Source organism: Thermoflexus sp. (assembly GCF_040289485.1).
GTDB lineage: Bacteria > Chloroflexota > Anaerolineae > Thermoflexales > Thermoflexaceae > Thermoflexus.
This window is the reverse complement of sequence record NZ_PSLG01000016.1, coordinates 9,604-27,939: the sequence shown is the minus strand read 5'-3', so window position 1 is coordinate 27,939 and position 18,336 is coordinate 9,604. Positions and strand designations below refer to the sequence as shown.

The following is an 18,336-nucleotide window of genomic DNA, read 5'->3' as shown; positions in this document are numbered from 1 at the left end:
GGGAATCCGGCGGGGAGGGAACCGCATGGAACCATCGGAGCGGGGGGCCCGGTTCCGGCGCATCGGCCTGGTCCTCCATCCCCATCGGCCCAGCGCCCGCGGGCTAGCGGAGGCGGTGGCGGAGCACCTCCGCGCCGCCGGCTGCGAACCCATCCTGTGCTCCGCGGAGGAACTGACCGGCCGCGAGGCGGTGGCGGGCTGGGACCTGGCCATGACCTTCGGGGGGGACGGGCTGATGCTCCGGGTCGCCCGCCACGCCGCCCCCGCCGGCGTGCCCCTGCTGGGCGTCAACCTGGGGCGGGTGGGCTTCCTGGCCGAGATCCAGCCGGCGGAATGGCCGGAGCGGCTCCGCCAGCTCTGGGAGGGCCGCTGGTGGATCGAACGGCGTCTGATGCTGGAGGCCCAAGTGCAGCGGGGCGACCGGACGGAGGGCCCTTTCCACGCCCTGAACGACGTGGTGGTCGGCCGGATGGGCGTGGCTGGCACGGTGCGGGTCCGGGCGGAGATCGATGGCTGCTACTTCACCACCTACATCGGGGATGGGCTCATCGTGGCCACGCCCACCGGGAGCACCGCCTACGCCTTGGCCGCAGGCGGCCCCATCCTCCCCCCCGAACTGAAGAACATCCTCCTGGTCCCCATCGCCCCCCACCTCAGCCTGGACCGGGCGGTGGTGCTGCCCGAAGGAGCCCGGGTAACCCTCACCGTGCACGCCGAGGGACGGGCGGCCCTGGCCGTGGATGGCCAGGGGGACCAGCCCCTGGCCGATGGGGATCGGGTGGAGATCGCCGCCGCCCCCTTCAGCGCCTGCTTCATGCGCCTGGGCGATCGCGCCGATTTCTACCGCCGCCTGGCCACCCGCCTGCGCCGCATGGTGACCAACGCGGAAGATCCCTCGCCCGAACGGCTATCATAATTTTGGGAAGACCTTCGCCGCGCGGGCCGGCGGCGGGCGGGATGGCGCGATGGAGGACCTAGGCTACTGGCTGGTCTTCAACCGGGTGCTGGGGATCGGGCCGGCGCGGCTGCGGGCCCTGCTGAACCACTTCGGGGATCTGCGGACCGCTTGGGAGGCCGACGAGGGGGCTTGGCGGGCCGCCGGCCTGGATCAACGGACCGTCCGGAACCTGGCGGAGGCCCGGCGACGGCTGCACCCCGAAGGAGAACTGGAACGCCTGCGCAAGGCCCGGGCTACAGCGCTGACGTGGTCGGACCCCGCCTATCCCCCGCTGCTGCGGCGGATCCCCGACCCGCCGCCGGTCCTCTTCGTCCGGGGAAGCCTGGCCGAGGCCGATCGCTGGGCGCTGGCCATCGTCGGCACGCGCCGGCCGACCGCCTACGGGCGCCAGGTGGTGGAGTGGTTCGCTGGAGAACTGGCCCGGGCCGGCATCCCGATCGTCAGCGGACTGGCCCGGGGGATCGATGGCCTGGCCCACGAGGCGGCCCTGAAGGCCGGCGGGCGCACCCTGGCCGTGCTCCCCTGCGGGGTGGACCGGGTCTATCCGCTGGAGCACGCCCGGCTGGCCGCCCGCATCGCCGAACAGGGGGCGCTGCTCTCGGAACTCCCCTTGGGCGCCCCCGCGGAGCCCGGAAACTTCCCTGCCCGGAACCGCCTGATCAGCGGGCTTTCCGTCGGCGTGCTGGTGGTGGAGGCCGGGGCCACCAGCGGGGCCCTGATCACCGCCGGCCACGCCGCCGAACAGGGCCGGGAGGTGTTCGCCGTCCCGGGAAGCATCTTCTCCCCCGCCAGCCAGGGGACCCACCGGCTGATCCGGGACGGGGCCACGCCGGTGACCTCGCCCCAGGAACTTCTGGAGGCGCTGAACTGGTCGACCGCCGTCCAGCAGGCCGAGGTCCAGTTACAACTCCTCGCCGACCCGGTAGAGGCCCGACTGCTGGAGGTGCTGGGCCGGGAGCCGATGCATGTCGATGACATTGCCCGGGCCGCCGGCTTGCCGGTGGCCCAGGTGACCGGGACCCTGGCGGTGATGGAACTCAAAGGCATGGTCCGCCACCTCGGCGCCATGCACTACATCCGCGGCCTCCCCTAGTCGCCACAGGCGTCCCGGGTCCTCCCACCTCAGACGACTTGACAAAGGGGCCCCGATGGTATATCCTTGTATTAGAACATTTGTTCTAATCGGAGGCCGCGATGGGTCCCCGCGATCGGCTGCTGGCGTTCCTGGAGGCCTATTGGACGGTCCACGGATACGGCCCCTCCCTGGAGGAGATCCGGCGTCACCTGGGCTTCTCCTCCCGGTCCCACGTCCTGCATCATCTCCGAGTCCTCCTCCGAGAGGGGCGCATCGCCCGGGAGCCTGGCAAATCCCGCACCTGGCGCCCCGTCTCCCACGACGCCCGGGTGGTCCGGTTGCCGCTGGCCGGCGTGGTCCCCGCCTCCTTCCCCGACGCGGTGGACGAGATCGTCTCGCAGCCCCTGGGAGAACTGGCCCTGCCAGCAGCGTGGGTCCCCCGCGACTGCCGCTTCGCCCTCTGGGTGCGAGGGGACTCCATGATCGGCGTGGGGATCCAGCCCTTCGACATTGTGCTCATCGAGCCGGTGCGCCTGGAGACCCTGCGCTGGGGGGACCTCGTGGTGGTCCGCTGGCGGGACGCGCCGGCGGCTGGGGAGATGGATCATGGGCGGAACCGGGCCACCCTCAAGCAACTGTTCTGGGCAGCCTCCGACCGGCGGAACGGCCAGGGGCAGCCCTTCCCCGCCCGGTGGATCCTCAAGCCGGCGCACCCGGCTCTGCCGGAGCAAACCGTGGACCCCCGCGCGGTGATCCTGGAAGGCCGCGTCGCCTTCCGCTTCGGCCCGGTGCGGGAGCTCAGCGGATGGGTGCTCTGAGGAGGCGGAACGATGCAGCGACGGTGGCTGGAGGCCCAGGCGGATCTGGTGGAACAGGTGTTGTGGCAGCACCGCGCCCCCGGCCGCGTGACCGGGGGCCGGGTGACCCCCACGACCGTCCTGTTCCAGGTAGTCCCCGCCCCTGGCGTGCGCTGGTCCCGGCTGAAAGGGCTGGCGGAGGATCTGGCCCTGGCCCTGGGAGTGCCTGGGGTGCGGATCCAGCGGGAGGGCCCGGTGGTCCAGGTGGAGGTCCCCCGGCCGGACCCGCAGGTGGTGCGGTTCGAGCCCCTGATGGCCCAAGTGCGGCGCGCCTTCCCTCGCTACCCGGCCTACACCGCCCTGCTGGGCCTGGCGGCCGATGGGGCGCCGCTGCTGTTGCGGCTGACCAGCCCCCAGGTGACCCACGTGCTGATCGCCGGGACCACCGGTTCGGGCAAGACCTCTCTGGCGCGGACGATGCTCCTTTCCCTGGTCCTCACCCACCGGCCGGGGCAACTCGCCCTGGTGATCGTGGATCCCAAGGGCCGGGCCTTCCTGCCCTTCCGGGATCTGCCCCACGTGCGGGCCTTCGCCGCCGGTGAGGCAGCGGAGGGCCTGGCGTGTCTGGCGGAGGTGGTGGCGGTGATGGAGCGACGCTCCCGGGAAGGGGTGCAGACCCCCCGGCTGCTGGTGGTGATCGACGAACTGGCGGATCTCCTGCAACAGGGGGGGCGGGAGTTGGGCGAGGCCCTCACCCGGCTGGCCCAGCGGGGACGAGAGACGGGCATCCATCTGCTGGCCTGCACCCAGAAGCCGACGGCGGCCCTGTTGGGCGGTGCGCTGACGGCCAACTTCCCCGCCCGCCTGGTCGGGCGGGTGGTCACGGCGGAGGATGCCCGGGTGGCGGCCGGCATCGGGGGGACCGGCGCGGAGCGGCTGGCCGGGAGAGGGGATTTCCTGGCCGTGGTCGGCGGTGCGGTCACCCGCTTCCAGGCGGCCTACATCGCCCCCGAGGAGATCCGGGCCCGCCTGCAGGCCAGCGAGCGACAACGGGAAAAAACAGACCCCTCGGGGTCCCCCAGCGACGCCTTCAAGAGGAGGGGGGAATGATCCGCGCACCGATCGGGTTCGTGTTCATGCTCTTCGCCTTGGCCTTTGGGATCACCGGGGCCATCTGGGTGGGAGTTTCCCTCGGCGGATGGGGGCTGTCCGTGATGGCCGGCGCGGCGGTGGGGACGCTGCTGTTCCTGCTGCTGGCCCTCGGGAGGGACACCCCACGCGATCCGTGGATCGCGTGGGGACCCCGGGAGGCCACCAGGGGTCCCACTTCGTGGGGTGAGTTCCCGGGGGTGGAGGCCGGGCCCACCCCCGCCTGGTCCGCCCCGATGGAGCCGCCGTGGAGGCACCTCACCAAGTCCTTCGGACTTTATGGGGACCCCGGACCCCTCCCGTGGGGAGGGTCCTGGATGCCGTGGCGGTATCCGATGGTTGCCTGGATGAGCCAGGGGTTGTGGGCGACGCCCCCGGTCCCTCCCCGCACCTTCACCGTCATCGGGGAGGAGGACGCAGAGGCGTGACAAGGAGCACCGTTCCGTGGCGCATCGTCATCCCTTTCACCTTGCGAGGCGAAACGGATGACCGGCCCCTTCCGGCTTCCTCGACCCCATCTCGGGATCTCCACAGGCGTCCCTTCCCGGGGAACTCCCGGTAGGGCCGTTTGGGGTGGCCAGCCCGGAGCCGGCTGGGTTTTCACCGGCTCTATCTGCATGATGGCAGAAAACCCGCGAGCCGTCCACCGGCTGTGGGAACGGGGCGCTGGCCCACCTCGAACCCACCGCCAGGCGGTGAGGGGGTGGATTCCGTGCGGGCGCGCCCCGTCGGAAAGCTTCGTGGCTGAAATGGCTGATAATAAAAATGTCAGCTGTTGTCAACCCCAAGAGAACGGCGGCGGGGACGGCCGCGGTGCCTCCCTGCCGCCGCCCTCAGAAATACCGCGCCGAGAGGATGCTTGCCGGGAGGGGCTGGGTGCGGACGTTCAAGCAGGCCGGCTTGCCGGCGGCCGCCATGCGCTCCAGCGCGGGCCGGATCTCCTCGGGGCGCTCCACCTGTTCCCCATAGCCCCCGAAGGCTTCCACCACCCGGTCGTATCGGGTCGGCGCCAAGGCGGTGGCCACCGCCCGGGCCTCCCCCAACATCTCGATCTGCGGACGGCGGATCTGGCTCCAGGCGGCGTCGTTGGCCACCACGCTCATGATGGGCAGGCCGAAGCGCACCGCCGTGTCGAACTCGAAGCCGTTGAACCCGAAGGCCCCATCGCCGAACAGGACCAACACCCGTTTGTCCGGGTGGGCGAGTTGCGCCGCGATGGCGAAGGGCAACCCGATCCCCAGGCAGCCGAAGGGCCCCGGATCCATCCACAGCTCGGGCCGGTAGACGGGCAGGATGCGAGAGGCTGCCGCCACGATATCCCCGCCGTCGCCAATGACGATGGTCCGCTCGTCGATGAAGCGGGCCAGTTCGTGACAGAGCCGCAGCGGATGGATGGGGACCTCCGGGGAATCCCGCCCCTGGGCCCAGAGGGCCGCCTCCCCCTCCTCGATGGCCCGCAACGCCTCCCGCCAGGCTGTCCAGCGGCGGCCCGGATGGCGGGCGGCCATCGCCTCCCGCCATTCCTCCAGGATCAGCCCGATGTCCCCCACCATGCCTAGATCCACCGGCCGGTTGTGCCCGATGACGGTCGGCTCCAGATCGAGGTGGATGACCCGGGCCTCCGGCGCGATCTCCTGGCCGAACCGGAGCCGGAAGTCGAACTCCCCGCCCACCAGGATGAGCAGGTCCGTCGTCGCGAAGGCCTTGCGCCGGGCGTGCTGGAAGAACTGGGGGGCGTCCGGGGGCAGCGTCCCCCGCGCCATCCCGTTGGTGAACAGGGGCAGGTCCAGAGCCTCCACAAATCGGGCCAGGGCGGTGTAGGCGTTGCACCAGCGGACGGCGCTCCCGGCCATCACCACCGGCCGTTCCGCCGCGGCCAGCAGCGCGGCTGCCTGCTCCAGCGCTGCCTTCGATGGCCCGGGGCGCGGCACCGGTGCGAAGCGCGGGAAGGCCACCTGGCGCTCGTCCACGAAACGGAACAGCACGTCGATGGGGATCTCCAGGAAAACCGGCCCCGGCCGCCCGCTCAGAGCGTGGCGGAGGGCGACGGCGATGAACTCCGGGATGCGCTCCGTCTCATAGACTGCCCCCGCCCACTTGGTGATCGGCCGCATCACAGCCACGTGGTCCATCTCCTGGAGGGACCCGCGGCCCAACTGGGCGAAGGGGCCCTGCCCGCCGATCACCAGCACCGGGCTGTTGGCCCGGAAGGCGTTGGCCACGCCGGTGACGCTGTCGGTGACCCCCGGCCCGGCGGTCACCACTGCCACCCCGGGACGCCCCGTCAGGCGCGCCCACGCGTCCGCGGCGTGCACCGCCGCCTGCTCGTGCCGCACGTCGATGATGCGGATCCCCTCATCCAGACATCCGTCATAGATGGGGAGGATATGGCCGCCGCACAGGGTGAAGATCACCTCCACCCCCGCCGCCTTAAGGGCCTTGGCCACCAACCGCCCCCCGTGGACATCGGCCATCGCTTCACCTCCGCCCGTGGGATCCGATCCGAAAGGGCCCCGGCGTCCGGATCACCACGAGACCACTGGGATTCCGCCCATGCGCATCCGCTCGATGATGGCCTGAACCAGATCCGCCAGATCCGGGGGTGGGGGATGGGCCTCCAGGGCGGCGAGGATCTCCTCATGCTGCTCTACCCACCTCCGCATGTCCTCCGCCACCTCCCCCCGCACCCGCATCCGCCAGCGGCCATCCTCCTCCTCTATATCCTCCCATTCCCCCTCCCTCCAGAGGGTTTGATCCGGGACCATCGGCAGGATCCGGTGGGCGCTCTCATACCGGACATCGCCATACCAGCGCAGGAAGTCCCAGAGCCGGCTGGTGTGCAGGGCGATGCTTGGGATATACTCGTAGAGATCCTCCCCGACGGGTCGGTAGAACGCCATGGAGATCCCCATCGTCTCATCCCTCCCGGGCTTCTCGGATCCCGATCCATCCCTCCAGCCGCCACCGTCCATCATGCACGTGCCACGGCCGCACGGCAACCCCGACCGCCGCCCCCTGCTGCTGCAGATAAACCCACAGGTCTGCCCCGAGGGGCCCGAGGCCGGCGAGGCGATACAGCAACCGCCACGGGCAGGCCGGCGCTGGGCGTGCACCCAGCAGGACCACGAAGCGCCCGCCCGGCCGCAGGACCCGCGCCACCTCCGCCCAGGTGTCGGCCTCGAGAATGAAAGGGGCGGGAAAAGTGGCCACCACGGTGTCAAACCCCCGGTCCCGGAAGGGCAAGCGCTGGGCCTCCCCCCGGACCAACGGGACGCTGGGGCCGGCCCGGCGGCGGGCGCGGCGGCCCATGGCCGCGGAGCGATCGAGCCCGACGGGGTGCCACCCCGCCCGCGCCATCGCCCGCAGCAGATGCCCCGGCCCGTGGCCGATCTCCAGCACCCGCGGCCCCTCCAGAACCAACAGCGCCTGTTCCACCCAGTGGACCCATCGCCCTGCGGAGGCCAAGGCCGCCACCCCATCGTAGGCCCATGCCCCTTCCTCATAGAGCCACTGGAAGAAGCGCTGCAGCCTCCGGCGGACCCAGCGGGCGGGCCCTTTCATTCCTTGCGCGCCCCCAGGGCCACCCATCCGTCCTCCTCCCAGCGGGCGCGCACCCGCAGGCCGGCGGCCGCCATGGCCTGCCCCACCGCCTCCTCCTGCTCGCCGGCGAAGAACCCCGAGGCCACCACCCAGCCCCCCGGCCGGACCCGATCGCCCAGGCCCTCGGCGCAGAGCCGGACGATCACTGGGGCCAGGATGTTGGCCAGGATCCCATCGAAGGGCTCCCCCAGGGCCCGGGCCGCCTCCAGGGAGCCCTCCCGGACGTGGACGCGATCGGCCACGCCGTTGCGCCGGACGTTCTCCTGGGCCACCCGCACGGCCACCGGATCGATGTCCAGCGCCCAGACCACCGCCGCCCCCTTGCGGGCCGCGGCGATGGCCAGGATCCCTGAGCCGGTCCCCAGATCCAGGATCCGCGACCCCGGCTCCAGCCACTCCGCCAGGGCCTGGAGGCACAGGCGGGTGGTGGGGTGGGTTCCCGTCCCGAAGGCCATCCCCGGATCCAGTTCGATGAGGAGCTCCCCCGGTCGCAGCGCGGCCTCCCGCCAACTGGGCTTGATCACAAAGGAGCCCACCCGCAGCACATCGTAGTGGGCTTTCCACGCCTCCTCCCACGCCGTCTCGTCGATCACCCGGAACTCGGGAGGGGGGAAGGGGAGGATCTGCCGGAGATGCCAGAAGCCCTCCTCGATCCGGTGGCGGGCGGCCTCCCAGCCTTCCGTCATGGGCAGATAGGCCCGCACGGTGAGGACCGGTGGGGGAGGCGGTGGGCGTTCCCAGTCCGTTTCGACGGCCGGGGGAGGGCCGTAGTCGAAGGCGATGCCGTGGGGCACGTAGCGGGAGAGCACTTCGGCGATGGGATCTGCCAGTTCGGTCGGCACCTGCACCGAGATCTCCAGCCACCGCATCCGATCCCCCGCCGTCCCAAATGGAGGGCGGGGCGGCTCACCCGCCCAGGAGGTCCTTCAGCCGCTCCAGGAGCCCTTTGCCGTCTTTCGGCAAGCCGCCGGGCGACAGGGTTCGCGCCAGTTCCTGGAACAGCCGACGTTGCTCCGCGGTCAGGCGGATGGGGATCTCCACCTGGACCACGATGAGCAGATCCCCGCGCCCGTTCCGACGCAGGTGCGGGATGCCCCGCCCCCGCAAGCGGATCACGTGGCCCGGCTGGGTGCCCGGGGGGATCTCCACCTCCTCCTCCCCCTCGAGGGTCGGCACCCGGATGCGGCCGCCGAGGGCGGCCTGGGCCACGTTGAGAACCACCGGGACGATGAGGTCATCCCCGTGACGGCGGAAGTAGGGGTGGGGCTGGACCTTGACCTGCACGTAAAGGTGGCCAGGGGGGCCGCCGTTCTCCCCGGGCTCGCCCTCTCCAGGGAGACGGATCTGCATCCCGTCGTCCACCCCAGGGGGGATCCGCACCGCCAACCGGCGCCGGGTGAGCACCCGGCCCTCCCCCCCGCACTCCCGACAAACGGCGGTGATCACCTCACCCACGCCCCGACAGGTCGGGCAGGTGGTCACCTGGACAAAGGAGCCCAGGAAGGACTGGCTGACGCGACGCACCTCCCCCAGGCCGCTGCAGGTGGGACATCGGACGGGCCCCGACCCGGGCTCGGCCCCCACGCCGCGACATCGGGGGCACAGCTCGTGGCGGACCACCTCAACGTCCTTCTCGGCCCCCAGGGCGGCCTCTTCGAACGTCAAGGTCACCTCGGCCTGGAGATCAGCGCCCCGACGGGGCGCGGGGCGGGCCCGGGCCCGCGTCCCGAAGCCGAAGAGATCCTCGAAGAGGTCGGCGAAAAGGTCGGTGAAATCCGCCGGCTCCGGGCGGACCCCCCGGCTCTCCAGGCCGGCGTGGCCATACATATCGTAGAGCCGCCGCTTCTCCGCATCGGAGAGGACGGCGTAGGCCTCGTTGATCTCCTTGAACTTCTCCTCGGCGTCGGGTGACTTGTTTACATCTGGATGATATTGGCGGGCCAGCCGCCGGTAGGCCTGCTTGATCTCCTCCAGCGTGGCGTTGCGTGGGACGCCGAGGATCTCGTAATAGTCCTTGCGGGCAGCCGCCATGGCTCCTCTTTTCGGAGCGCGCGCTTCCGGTGCCGGGAGCCGGCCCGCGGCCCCTTCACTCGGCGGGGGCGGTGGAGGCGGGCTCGGCCTTGCGGGCCACCTTCACCAGGGTGGGGCGCAGCACCCGGTCGCCCAGTTTGTAGCCCCGCTGCAGTTCCTCGACGATCTGACCCTCTTCGAAGCCCTCCGCCGGCTCGTAGAGGACCGCCTCGTGGAGCATCGGGTCGAAGGGATCGCCCGGCTGGACCGGGATGGGCTGCACCCCCTCCCCTTCCAGGATCAGCATGAGTTTCCGGTAGATCAGGGCGATCCCCTCCACCCAGGTCAGATGGCGCAGGTTGTCCGGCAGCGTCTGGAGGGCCCGCTCAAAGTCGTCGAGGATGGGCAGCAGTTTGCGGATGAGGAGGGCGGTGGCTTCGGCGGCAAACTGGGCCCGCTCCGCCTCTACCCGCTTCCGGTAGTTGGCGAAGGCCGCCCGCTCCCGCTGCCATCCCTCCAGATATTCCTGAGCCTGGGCCTGGGCTTCCTCCAGCGCCTTTTTGAGGGCCTCCACTTGTTCGGCCAAAGAGGCCTCCGCCCCCACAGCGGGGGCCTCCGGAAGGGTCGGGGCGGCTCCTTCCACCGTCTGCGTCTCCTGGGGCGGGATCCCATGCGCTTCCACCGGCGCACCTCCTCCTGGAAGGTCTCCGCCTCGCCGTTCCAGCCCCGAGGGCGACGCCCCCGGGCATCGGTTTAATTTTATACCGGCCGCGCCGGGACATGCCATCGGACGTTATCGCCGGCCCCCGTCCCAGGAAGTCACCCCACACGCCCCCCCTTCGTCGGGGCCGGGCAGGCGCTCGCCGGTGTCGGGCCGATACAAGCCGACCCGGAGGGTATAGGGGCCCGCCTCCCGTCCGCTCGGGAGCGGGATCTGATAAACCGCCGGATAGATCCCCCCGGGCCGCCAGCGGGAGGTCGGAGGAAGGGGTGGCCGGTCGTGCTGCCCGACCAGCCGCCCGGAGGGATCCAGCAGATGGGTGAAAACCACATAATCGCGATCCGGCGGACGCAGGGCCCGCCAGAGCAGGAGGACCTCCAGCCCCGCGGCGGTGGGCTCCAGCCAGAACCCGTCCAGGGCGATCTGGCCGCCGAAGACACACGAGGCCGGATGCGGCCGCCACCGGCGCTCGGGGGCCGCCAGGACGGCGGCGAGGGGAAGCGCATCGGCCAAGGCCTCTCCGTAGGCGCCCGCCACCGGGAGGCGCCGCCCCTCCCCGCGCCTCCACGCGGCCCGATCGTAGAAGCCCACCACCACCCAGAGGACATGGGGTCGGTCGAGCCCCTCCGGCGCCGGCAACCGCACCGTTTCCTTCCAACGCTGCCCCGTCTGCATCTGCCCCGGGTGGAGCAGCCCGCGGCCCGGATAGCGATCCTCCTGACGCCAGATGCGCGCGGGCTCCCCCGCCTCGGTCAGGTGCACGAACAGGTTCCAATCCGCAGAGCCCGGATGCAGGGCTTCGAAGTAGAGGGTGACCTCCAGGCGGTCGCCCGGGGCGATCCGGGCCGAGGAGAGCGTGAAGCCGAGGAGTCGGAACCCGTCGCCGAAACGGGCCGCCATCGGCGGGCCCGCCCGCGCGACTTCCGCCTCGGTATACGTCGGCACCTGATAAACCGGCCGGATCCAGAGGCCCGGGGCCAGCCCGGAGAGGAGGAGCATGAACCCCAAGGGCCAGCGGCGGACTCCCGCCCGGCGCAGGGCCGGGGGCAAACGTTGGGTCCAGTGGCGCCAGCCGGCCCACAGCCCCAAGGCGATGGGGATCAGGGCCGGATACAGATGCCGTCCCTGGACGGAGACCCAGCGGGCCATGCCCAGCCCCACCAGAAGGACATAGCCGAACAAGATGCCGCCCAGGACGAGATCCGGCCCGAGGGGCGCGCGGAGGGCCCGCCGGGCCACCCTGGCCAGCCCGAGGAGGGCCAGCGCCGCCCACGCCGTCAGCACCCCGTAGACCCACGACGGCATGGGCAGATGGGACGCCCAGCCGAAGGCGCCCCAGAAGGACCGCAGCAGCGCGCCCAGAGCCCCCCAGGGGTCTTTCTCCCAGGGCGTCGAGAGGGCCGCCAGCGTCCGCAACGGATCCCCAAGGGATCCGGGATGGATGCCCAGCAAGGGCATCGGAAACGGCGTGCCGTAAAGGAGAAGGTTCCGGTAGAACCACCAACCGCTGCAGGCCAGGCCCGTGCCCAGCATGGCCGCCAGGGCCACCAGCCCTTTACGGAACCGACGTCGGCGCCAGCCGAGGATCACCACCAGGGCCGCTGCCGGCGGCACCAGGAGCAGGCCGCTCAGTTTGCTCAGGGCGGCGAGGCCCAGGGCGACGCCGAGGGCCGCCGCGCGCCCTGTCGAGAGCCCCTCCCGACCGATCCAGATGAGGAGCAACAGGACGAGGGCAGCGGTGGCGTTCACCATCGCGTCGTTGTTCACGACGGCGCTGATGAACAGAAAGCCAGGGAGGGTCGCGATGAACAGCCCCACCTCGAAGGCAAGGGCCGGGCGCCGGAACATCCGGCGGGCCCCCGCCATCGCGGCCCCCACCACCCCTGCGCCGAGGAGCACCGAAAGACCGCGCCAGAGATACAAGAGACGGAGGGTAGGGCTGGCCGGGAAGACAGCTTCCTCCCCGTGGAACACCCGGTTCCGCCCGGCCTCCCGCCCAGGGTCGTCACTGGCCAGCGGATGGAGCCGGTAGAAGGCCTCCAGGTCCTCCGGGATCCACCCGATCAGCCGCGCCAGGACGGCCAACCCCGCGTAGTAAAGGGGCGGCTGAACCCCTTCCTGCTGCCAGGGGGCATCGCTTCCGGGTCGGACCACCGGCAGGCCCTGCCTGCGGGCCAGATGGCGCCCATAGGCCATGTGGGCGAACTCGTCGGGAGCCTCGAACAGGGGGACCGTCAGGCTGTAGAAGCCCGCCAGGAGGCCATAGAGGGCCAGAACGATCCAGCGGCGTGTCGCCCATCGGCTTCCAACCCGCATCGGCGCAGCGCCCATCCGATCTCCCAGCCAGCGCCTTGCCGGCTCCGATCCAGACGCATAGGATTATAGGGCGATCCGTCCAGCCCTTGGATCCCACCCGCTCCCGCAGGGGGCCGATGGGCCCGGGCCGCCCGGCGGAGGAGGCCCACCGCCGGCGCCGCGAGCGGACATCCCATGCCAAGAATGCCTGTCGAGGAACCGTGATGAAGCCGGAGGCGGTCGCGCAGGCGGGGCGCGCCTATGGACCTGTCGCCCTGCCGCTGATCCTCCTCACTTTGCTGATCGGCTCCCCCATGCGGCAGGACGGGTTCCCGCCCACCCACGATGGCCTCCTCCATGTCTACCGCGTGGTGGAGGCGGCGCATCTGCTGCGCTGGGGGGTGCCCTACGCCCGCTGGGCCCCCGATCTGGCCCTAGGCTACGGCTATCCCCTCTTCCTCTTCAACGCTCCTTACTTCCCCTGGGCCACCGCGGGGCTGGTCCTCCTGGGCCTTGATCCGGAACAGGCGACGAAACTCCACCTGGCTCTCTTGTTCTTCATCGGAGGGCTCGGGATGTATCGGCTGGCCCGACAGTGGCTGGACGGGCCGGCGGCGCTGCTGGCCGCCTTCGCCTATATGCTGGCCCCCTTCCGCCTCCGCGAGGCCTACTGGCAGGGGGATTACCCGCAGCTGGCCGCGCAGGCCTTCGCACCCTGGGTCTTCTGGGCCCTGCACCGCCTCCTCGCGGACGGCCGACCCTCCAGCCGGCTGGCCTTTTCCTTCAGTTACGCACTGCTGATCCTCGCCCACAACATCACCGCGATGCTGAGCACCCTCTTGCTGGCCGGCTACGGCCTGGCCCTCCTCGCCCTCTCCCGGGAAAGCCGGCGGCACCTGCCGACGGCGCTCCTCGCAGCGGGGCTGGGGATGGCCATGGCGGCCTTCTTCTGGGGCCCGGCCCTGATGGAGCGGCCGCTGGTGCATCTGGAGCGCCTGCTGGCCGGCCACTTCGACTTCCGCCGGCACTTCCTCTCCCTGCAACGCCTCACCGAGCCGGTCCCGCTGCACGACCAGGCCCGGGGGAACGCGCCCGAGGTCCTGACGGTCGGCCTGCACCAGGGGCTTTGGGTCCTCCCCGCGGGGCTGATGGCCCTCCGGCGGCCTGCCCTGCGGCGTCCCGCCGCCCTTGCCGCGGCGGGGTTGGCCTTCGCGTTCTTCATGATGCAACCGGCCTCCCGCCCCCTCTGGGAGCGCGTGCCCCTGCTGGCCTTCGCTGAGTTCCCGTGGCGCTGGCTGGGCCTGGCGTCGCTGCCCCTGTCTTTGCTCGTCGGGCTGCCAGCCCAAGGGCTCCGCCCGCCGGCGCGGACGCCCTGGCAGATCGCCGCTCTAATGGCTTTGCTGATCGGGTCCGCCCCCCTGCTTTATCCATACGGCACCTTCACCCCGATGCACTCGGCCACCGTGTGCGATCTGGTCGCGTTCGAGACGCGCAGCCGCCTGATTGGGTTGACCAGCGTGGGGGAACTGCTCCCCAAGACGGCGGGCGGGGTGCCGGAGCAACCGCTGTGGCCCGATTGCGCCCGCGGCGGGGTGGCGGACCGCCTGGACCGCTCCAGCCTGCCGGCCGGGACGACGGTGCGCCCAGTGACGCTGCATCCCCTGGGCGCGCGCTATGAGGTGACCAGCGACCGGCCCTTCACCGCCCGCTTCCTCCTGTTCGCCTACCCGGGATGGGAGGTCCGGGTGGATGGCCAGACACGACCCTGGACCGCCACGCCGACCGGATGGCTGCAGGTGGATCTCCCCGCCGGCGCTTACACCCTCTCCCTCTGGTGGACGGAGACGCCCCTTCGAAGATTCTTCGACGGCCTCTCCGTGGCGGCATGGGCGGCATGGGCCGCGGCGCTGCTGCGGCGCTGGCTCCAGCGGGCCCGACACCGAGCCCCCCTACCCCCGGAGGCCATCCCTGTCCGCGAGGCCCTGGGGCTCTCCCTGGTCCTCGCCGGGCTCCTGGCCCTGAAGGTCCTGTATGTGGACTCGCAGACCACCCTGTTCCGCATCCGCACCTCGGTGGAGGCCCCCCTGGGGATGACCCATCCCCTGGGCCTGCGCTTCGGGGACGCCATCGAACTGATCGGCTACCGCCTAGAGCCGGAGATCCCCTCCCCCGGCGAGACCCTCCAGGTCTACCTGTACTGGCGCGCCCTGCGGCCCATGCGCGAACAATGGAGCGCCTTCGTCCACCTGCTGGACCGGGCCAGCGGGAAGGCCTGGGCCCAAAGCGACCATATGCACCCTGGGGAGATGCCGACGGACGCCTGGCGCCCGGACGTTTACTATCTGGATCTCCATCGCCTGCGCCTGCCCCCCCACCTTCCGGAGGGCCCTTACGCGCTCCGCCTCGGGCTTTACGCCCAGGGACATCCGGACCGCCCGCTGCCCCCCCAGGGGAGCGATCGGCCGGATCATTTCCTGTTCCCGGTCTGGGTGCTGCGCCCCGGGGTGTGGAACTACCGCCGGCTGGAACCCCCCGTGGCCTTCGGTGGGATGCTGCACCTGGTCGGGTATCGGGCGGACCCCCCAGCCCGGCCTGGGGGATCCCTCACCCTCTGGCTCTACTGGAGGGCCGAGAAACCCCTCCCCGAGCCCTACACGAGCTTCGTGCACCTGATCGGCCCCGATGGGCGCCTGTGGGCCCAGTGGGATGGGTGGCCCTACCAGGGAGCGTATCCGACCGTGGAATGGCCGCCGGGCGCTGTGATCCCCCAGCGGGTGACCCTTTCCCTCCCCGGGGATCTCCCCGGTGGGCGCTACACATTGCAGGTTGGATGGTATCGGTGGCCGGAGATGCGCCACCTGGAAGCCGAGGGCCGGCGGGCGTGGACGCTCCCCTTGGCCGTCGAGGTGCGGCCATGAAGGGCCGACGGTTGGCGCGCCACGGGGTCGTCGCCGCTGCCTATCTGGCGGTGGAGCTGGCGGTCTTCGCTCCCCTCATCCCGCCGATGGGCCGCGCCCTCACCGATCTCTCGGATCCGTTGCTCAACGCCTGGATCATGGCATGGGACCTCCAGGCCCTCCTGCGGGACCCCCGCCGCCTGTTCCAGGCGCCGCCCTTTTTCCCGTATGCGAACACCCTGGCCTTCTCCGAGCACCTGCTGGGCTTGAGCCTGATCGCCGCCCCCATCCAGTTGGGAACAGGGAACCCGATCCTGGCCTACAACGTCGCCCTGCTGTTCGCCTTCTGGTCCTCGGCTATGGGGATGTATCATCTGGTCCGGCGGCTGACGGGGCGGCTCGACGCCGCCTTCCTGGCCGGGCTGCTTTACGCCCTCGCGCCCTACCGGGCCGCCCATCACCTACATCTGCACCTGCTCGCCACCGCCTGGCTGCCGCTCACCGTCCTGGCAGCCCTCGACCACCTCCGCCGCCCCTCGCCCCGCCGCGAGGGGGCGCTGCTGCTCGCCGCCCTGATGGCCCTCTGGACCAGTTGGCACATCGCGGCCTTCGCGGGGATCCTCCTGGGCCTCTACCTGGTGCTGGCCCTCGGGCTCGGCCCGCGGAACCCTCGAGCCCTCCCAGGGCTGCTGCGGATCGGCGCGGCCCTAGGCCTGGCCGCCGCGGCCCTCCTGCCGCCTTACCGAGAGATCCGGGCGCTCACCCTCTCGTTCCGTACCTCTGAGGTGATCCGCTATTTCTCGGCCCGCCCGACGGACTTCCTGGCGGCGTCCCCCCTTCTGCCGTGGTCCGGGCGGCTGACGGCGCCGTTCCGCGCCCGGCCGGGCATCACCCCGGAACATTACCTTTTCCCCGGGATCCTGACGACGGCCATGGCCCTCATCGGCCTCCTGGCTTTCCGGCGCCTCAGGGGGGCAGCGCGCCCCGCCGCCTTGACCATGGCGCTGGCCGTCCTGTTGGGCGTCGGCCTGGCCCTCGGGCCGGTCTTGGAGATCGGGCCATACGCGCTGCCGACCCCCTATGGGTGGGCGCTGGAGCGCCTGGAGGACCTGCGCTGGATGCGGGTTCCGGCGCGATGGTTCGCCCTGGCCGTGTGGGGTCTGACCGGCCTGGCCGGCCTGGGGGCCGCCGCGCTCCTGGGCCGGATCTCCCGCTCCCCGGCCCGGGCGGCCGTCCTGGCCCTCCTCGCTTTGGGTGCCCTGGTGGAGGGGTTCTTCCAACTGCCCCCCCTGGGGTTCCTGCCGGATCTCCCCTCGGTTTACCGCTGGCTGGCCAGTCAGCCGGGGGACTTCGCCATCATCGCGTTGCCGATGCACGTCTTGCCCGACCCCGAGTATCCGGAGGCCTGGCGGATGTATGGCACCCTCTTCCACGGCAAGCGCCTGGTGAACGGCTACAGCGGCCTCACCCCGCCGCTCACCCAGATCATCGGCCGGAAGGTCGCTGCCTTCCCCACCGAGGAGGCCGCCAGAACCCTGGCCGAACTGGGGCGGATCGGGGTGCGCATGGCCATCGTGGACATGGAGCATTACCGGGACCGCCGGTGCGAGATCGTCCGGTGGCCTTTCCTGCATCCCCTTTACGAGGACGAGCGCCACCTGGCCCTGGAGATCGCCACCTATCCGAAGGCGCTGACCGCCCTCCCGGCAGCCGAATGGATCCCGCTGGACGTCCGGTTTGGCCAGACCCTGGCCCTCCGGGGATACCAGGTGAAGGCCGATCCGCCCCGCCTCTTTTTGCGCTGGGCGGTCCTGGGCCCCGGAGGGAGGGACCTTTCGGCGGCGGTGCACTTCCTGGACCGGGAGGGACAGGTCGTCGCCCAGCAGGACGGGCCGCCCCCCGGCTCCGGGTTCGTCGGGTTCGGCTGCTGGCCCGTCGGCGCGGAGATCCAGGAGGTCCGCTTCTTCCCCAACCCTCCCGAACGCTGGGGAGAGATCCGGCGGATCCGGCTGGGGGTTTACCGGTGGGCCTCCGGGACGCCGTTGCCGGCCTTCACCGGCGGCGATCCCCTTCCCACTTCGTTCCTGGAGGTCCCGGCCTCGCCATGAAGCGGCTTTCCGCGGCGCAACCGGTGGCGCGAATGGGGAAAGGCCCTCGCCGGGTGGGTCGGGCCTGGGCGCTCTTCCTGCCGCCGTGGGCGCTGTATGCCCCGGCGCTCTTTTTCCCGCTGTTCTACGACGACCTGCTCCACCTCGCTCTGATCGAGGGCCGTTCCCCTCTGGACCTGCTCCGCCCGCTGCCCGGATACGGGTATTACCGCCCGCTGGTCCTTCTCTGGCCGTGGGGGATCCGGGCCCTTTTCGGGCGCTACGAGGCGCCGGCTTTCCACTTTCTGAGCCTGGCCGCCCACCTGCTCAACGTCGCCCTGCTGTTCCGCGTGGCGCGGCAGATTCCCGGTCTCCGGCCGGCCGCCCTCGCCGCCGGCCTCCTCTTCGGCCTGCACCCCTTTCACCCCCAGGCCCTGCTGGTCCCGGCCTTCTCCCTGCACGTCTGGCAGACCGCCTTTTTCCTCCTCGCGGTCTGGATCTACCTCCGGCCATCGCGGCCGGCCTTCGCCCGCCCCATGGCCCTCGCCCTCCTGTTCTTGCTGGCGCTGCTGAACCACGAGACGGCCGTCCTGCTGGGGGGCATCCTGGCGTTGGCAGCAGGGCTGGCCGGCCAGCGCCGCTGGGACTGGGCGCCTTACCTGGCGGCCGGCGGGCTCTACGCCGCCCTGTATCGGTGGCTGCCCCGGGGGGAGCCTCCCGCGCCGGGCTTCCAGCCCGCTGACCTGC

14 protein-coding genes and 1 pseudogene are annotated in these 18,336 nt (G+C 71.3%); 8 read left to right on the top strand and 7 right to left on the bottom strand.

Annotation, left to right across the window (positions count from 1 at the left end):
* Positions 1–25 precede the first annotated feature (25 nt).
* From C4313_RS04485 to C4313_RS04465, 5 genes are all read left to right on the top strand, one after another.
* Positions 26–916, top strand: coding sequence for an NAD(+)/NADH kinase (locus C4313_RS04485; protein ID WP_352428676.1), 891 nt, complete (start codon positions 26–28; stop codon positions 914–916).
* Between the two features lie 49 nt (positions 917–965).
* Positions 966–2,051, top strand: coding sequence for a DNA-processing protein DprA (dprA, locus tag C4313_RS04480; RefSeq protein WP_352428675.1), 1,086 nt, complete (start codon positions 966–968; stop codon positions 2,049–2,051).
* A 101-nt stretch (positions 2,052–2,152) separates the two neighbouring features.
* On the top strand, positions 2,153–2,851 hold the full coding sequence (locus C4313_RS04475; RefSeq protein WP_352428674.1) for a LexA family protein: 699 nt from the start codon (positions 2,153–2,155) through the stop codon (positions 2,849–2,851).
* Between the two features lie 12 nt (positions 2,852–2,863).
* On the top strand, positions 2,864–3,940 hold the full coding sequence (locus tag C4313_RS04470) for a DNA translocase FtsK (RefSeq protein WP_352428673.1): 1,077 nt from the start codon (positions 2,864–2,866) through the stop codon (positions 3,938–3,940).
* Entirely contained in the window at positions 3,937–4,407 is a 471-nt protein-coding gene (locus C4313_RS04465) for a hypothetical protein (protein WP_352428672.1), read from the top strand. Before C4313_RS04470 ends, C4313_RS04465 begins: the two co-directional genes overlap by 4 nt.
* A 405-nt stretch (positions 4,408–4,812) precedes the next feature.
* Here C4313_RS04465 and C4313_RS04460 read toward each other — a convergent pair whose 3' ends face one another.
* The 7 genes from C4313_RS04460 to C4313_RS04430 form a co-directional block, all read right to left on the bottom strand.
* Entirely contained in the window at positions 4,813–6,453 is a 1,641-nt protein-coding gene (locus C4313_RS04460; protein ID WP_352428671.1) for a thiamine pyrophosphate-binding protein, read from the bottom strand.
* A 51-nt stretch (positions 6,454–6,504) separates the two neighbouring features.
* On the bottom strand, positions 6,505–6,891 hold the full coding sequence (locus tag C4313_RS04455; RefSeq protein WP_352428670.1) for a hypothetical protein: 387 nt from the start codon (positions 6,889–6,891) through the stop codon (positions 6,505–6,507).
* A gap of 4 nt (positions 6,892–6,895) precedes the next feature.
* Positions 6,896–7,567, bottom strand: a complete 672-nt coding sequence (locus C4313_RS04450) for a class I SAM-dependent methyltransferase (protein WP_352428669.1) — start codon at positions 7,565–7,567, stop codon at positions 6,896–6,898.
* Positions 7,537–8,448, bottom strand: a complete 912-nt coding sequence (gene prmA, locus C4313_RS04445) for a 50S ribosomal protein L11 methyltransferase (protein ID WP_352428668.1) — start codon at positions 8,446–8,448, stop codon at positions 7,537–7,539. The genes C4313_RS04450 and prmA overlap by 31 nt, the downstream gene beginning before the upstream one ends.
* Before the next feature lie 37 nt (positions 8,449–8,485).
* On the bottom strand, positions 8,486–9,610 hold the full coding sequence (dnaJ, locus tag C4313_RS04440) for a molecular chaperone DnaJ (protein ID WP_352428667.1): 1,125 nt from the start codon (positions 9,608–9,610) through the stop codon (positions 8,486–8,488).
* A gap of 55 nt (positions 9,611–9,665) precedes the next feature.
* Positions 9,666–10,271 (bottom strand): nucleotide exchange factor GrpE, encoded by a 606-nt coding sequence (locus tag C4313_RS04435; protein WP_352428666.1) that lies wholly within the window; start codon positions 10,269–10,271, stop codon positions 9,666–9,668.
* A 111-nt stretch (positions 10,272–10,382) separates the two neighbouring features.
* Entirely contained in the window at positions 10,383–12,641 is a 2,259-nt protein-coding gene (locus tag C4313_RS04430; RefSeq protein WP_352428665.1) for a DUF2142 domain-containing protein, read from the bottom strand.
* Positions 12,642–12,829: 188 nt separating this feature from the next.
* Here C4313_RS04430 and C4313_RS04425 point away from each other — a divergent pair, with 188 nt between their 5' ends.
* The 3 genes and pseudogenes from C4313_RS04425 to C4313_RS04415 form a co-directional block, all read left to right on the top strand.
* The gene (locus C4313_RS04425; RefSeq protein WP_352428664.1) at positions 12,830–15,523 is read left to right on the top strand and encodes a 6-pyruvoyl-tetrahydropterin synthase-related protein; all 2,694 of its coding nucleotides are present in this window, start codon (positions 12,830–12,832) and stop codon (positions 15,521–15,523) included.
* Positions 15,520–17,610 carry a hypothetical protein gene (locus C4313_RS04420; protein ID WP_352428663.1) on the top strand — a complete coding sequence of 697 codons (2,091 nt, stop codon included), beginning with the start codon at positions 15,520–15,522 and terminating at the stop codon, positions 17,608–17,610. Before C4313_RS04425 ends, C4313_RS04420 begins: the two co-directional genes overlap by 4 nt.
* Positions 17,607–18,336, top strand: a pseudogene (locus C4313_RS04415) (hypothetical protein); the annotation flags it as partial. The gene C4313_RS04420 and the pseudogene C4313_RS04415, both read left to right, overlap by 4 nt.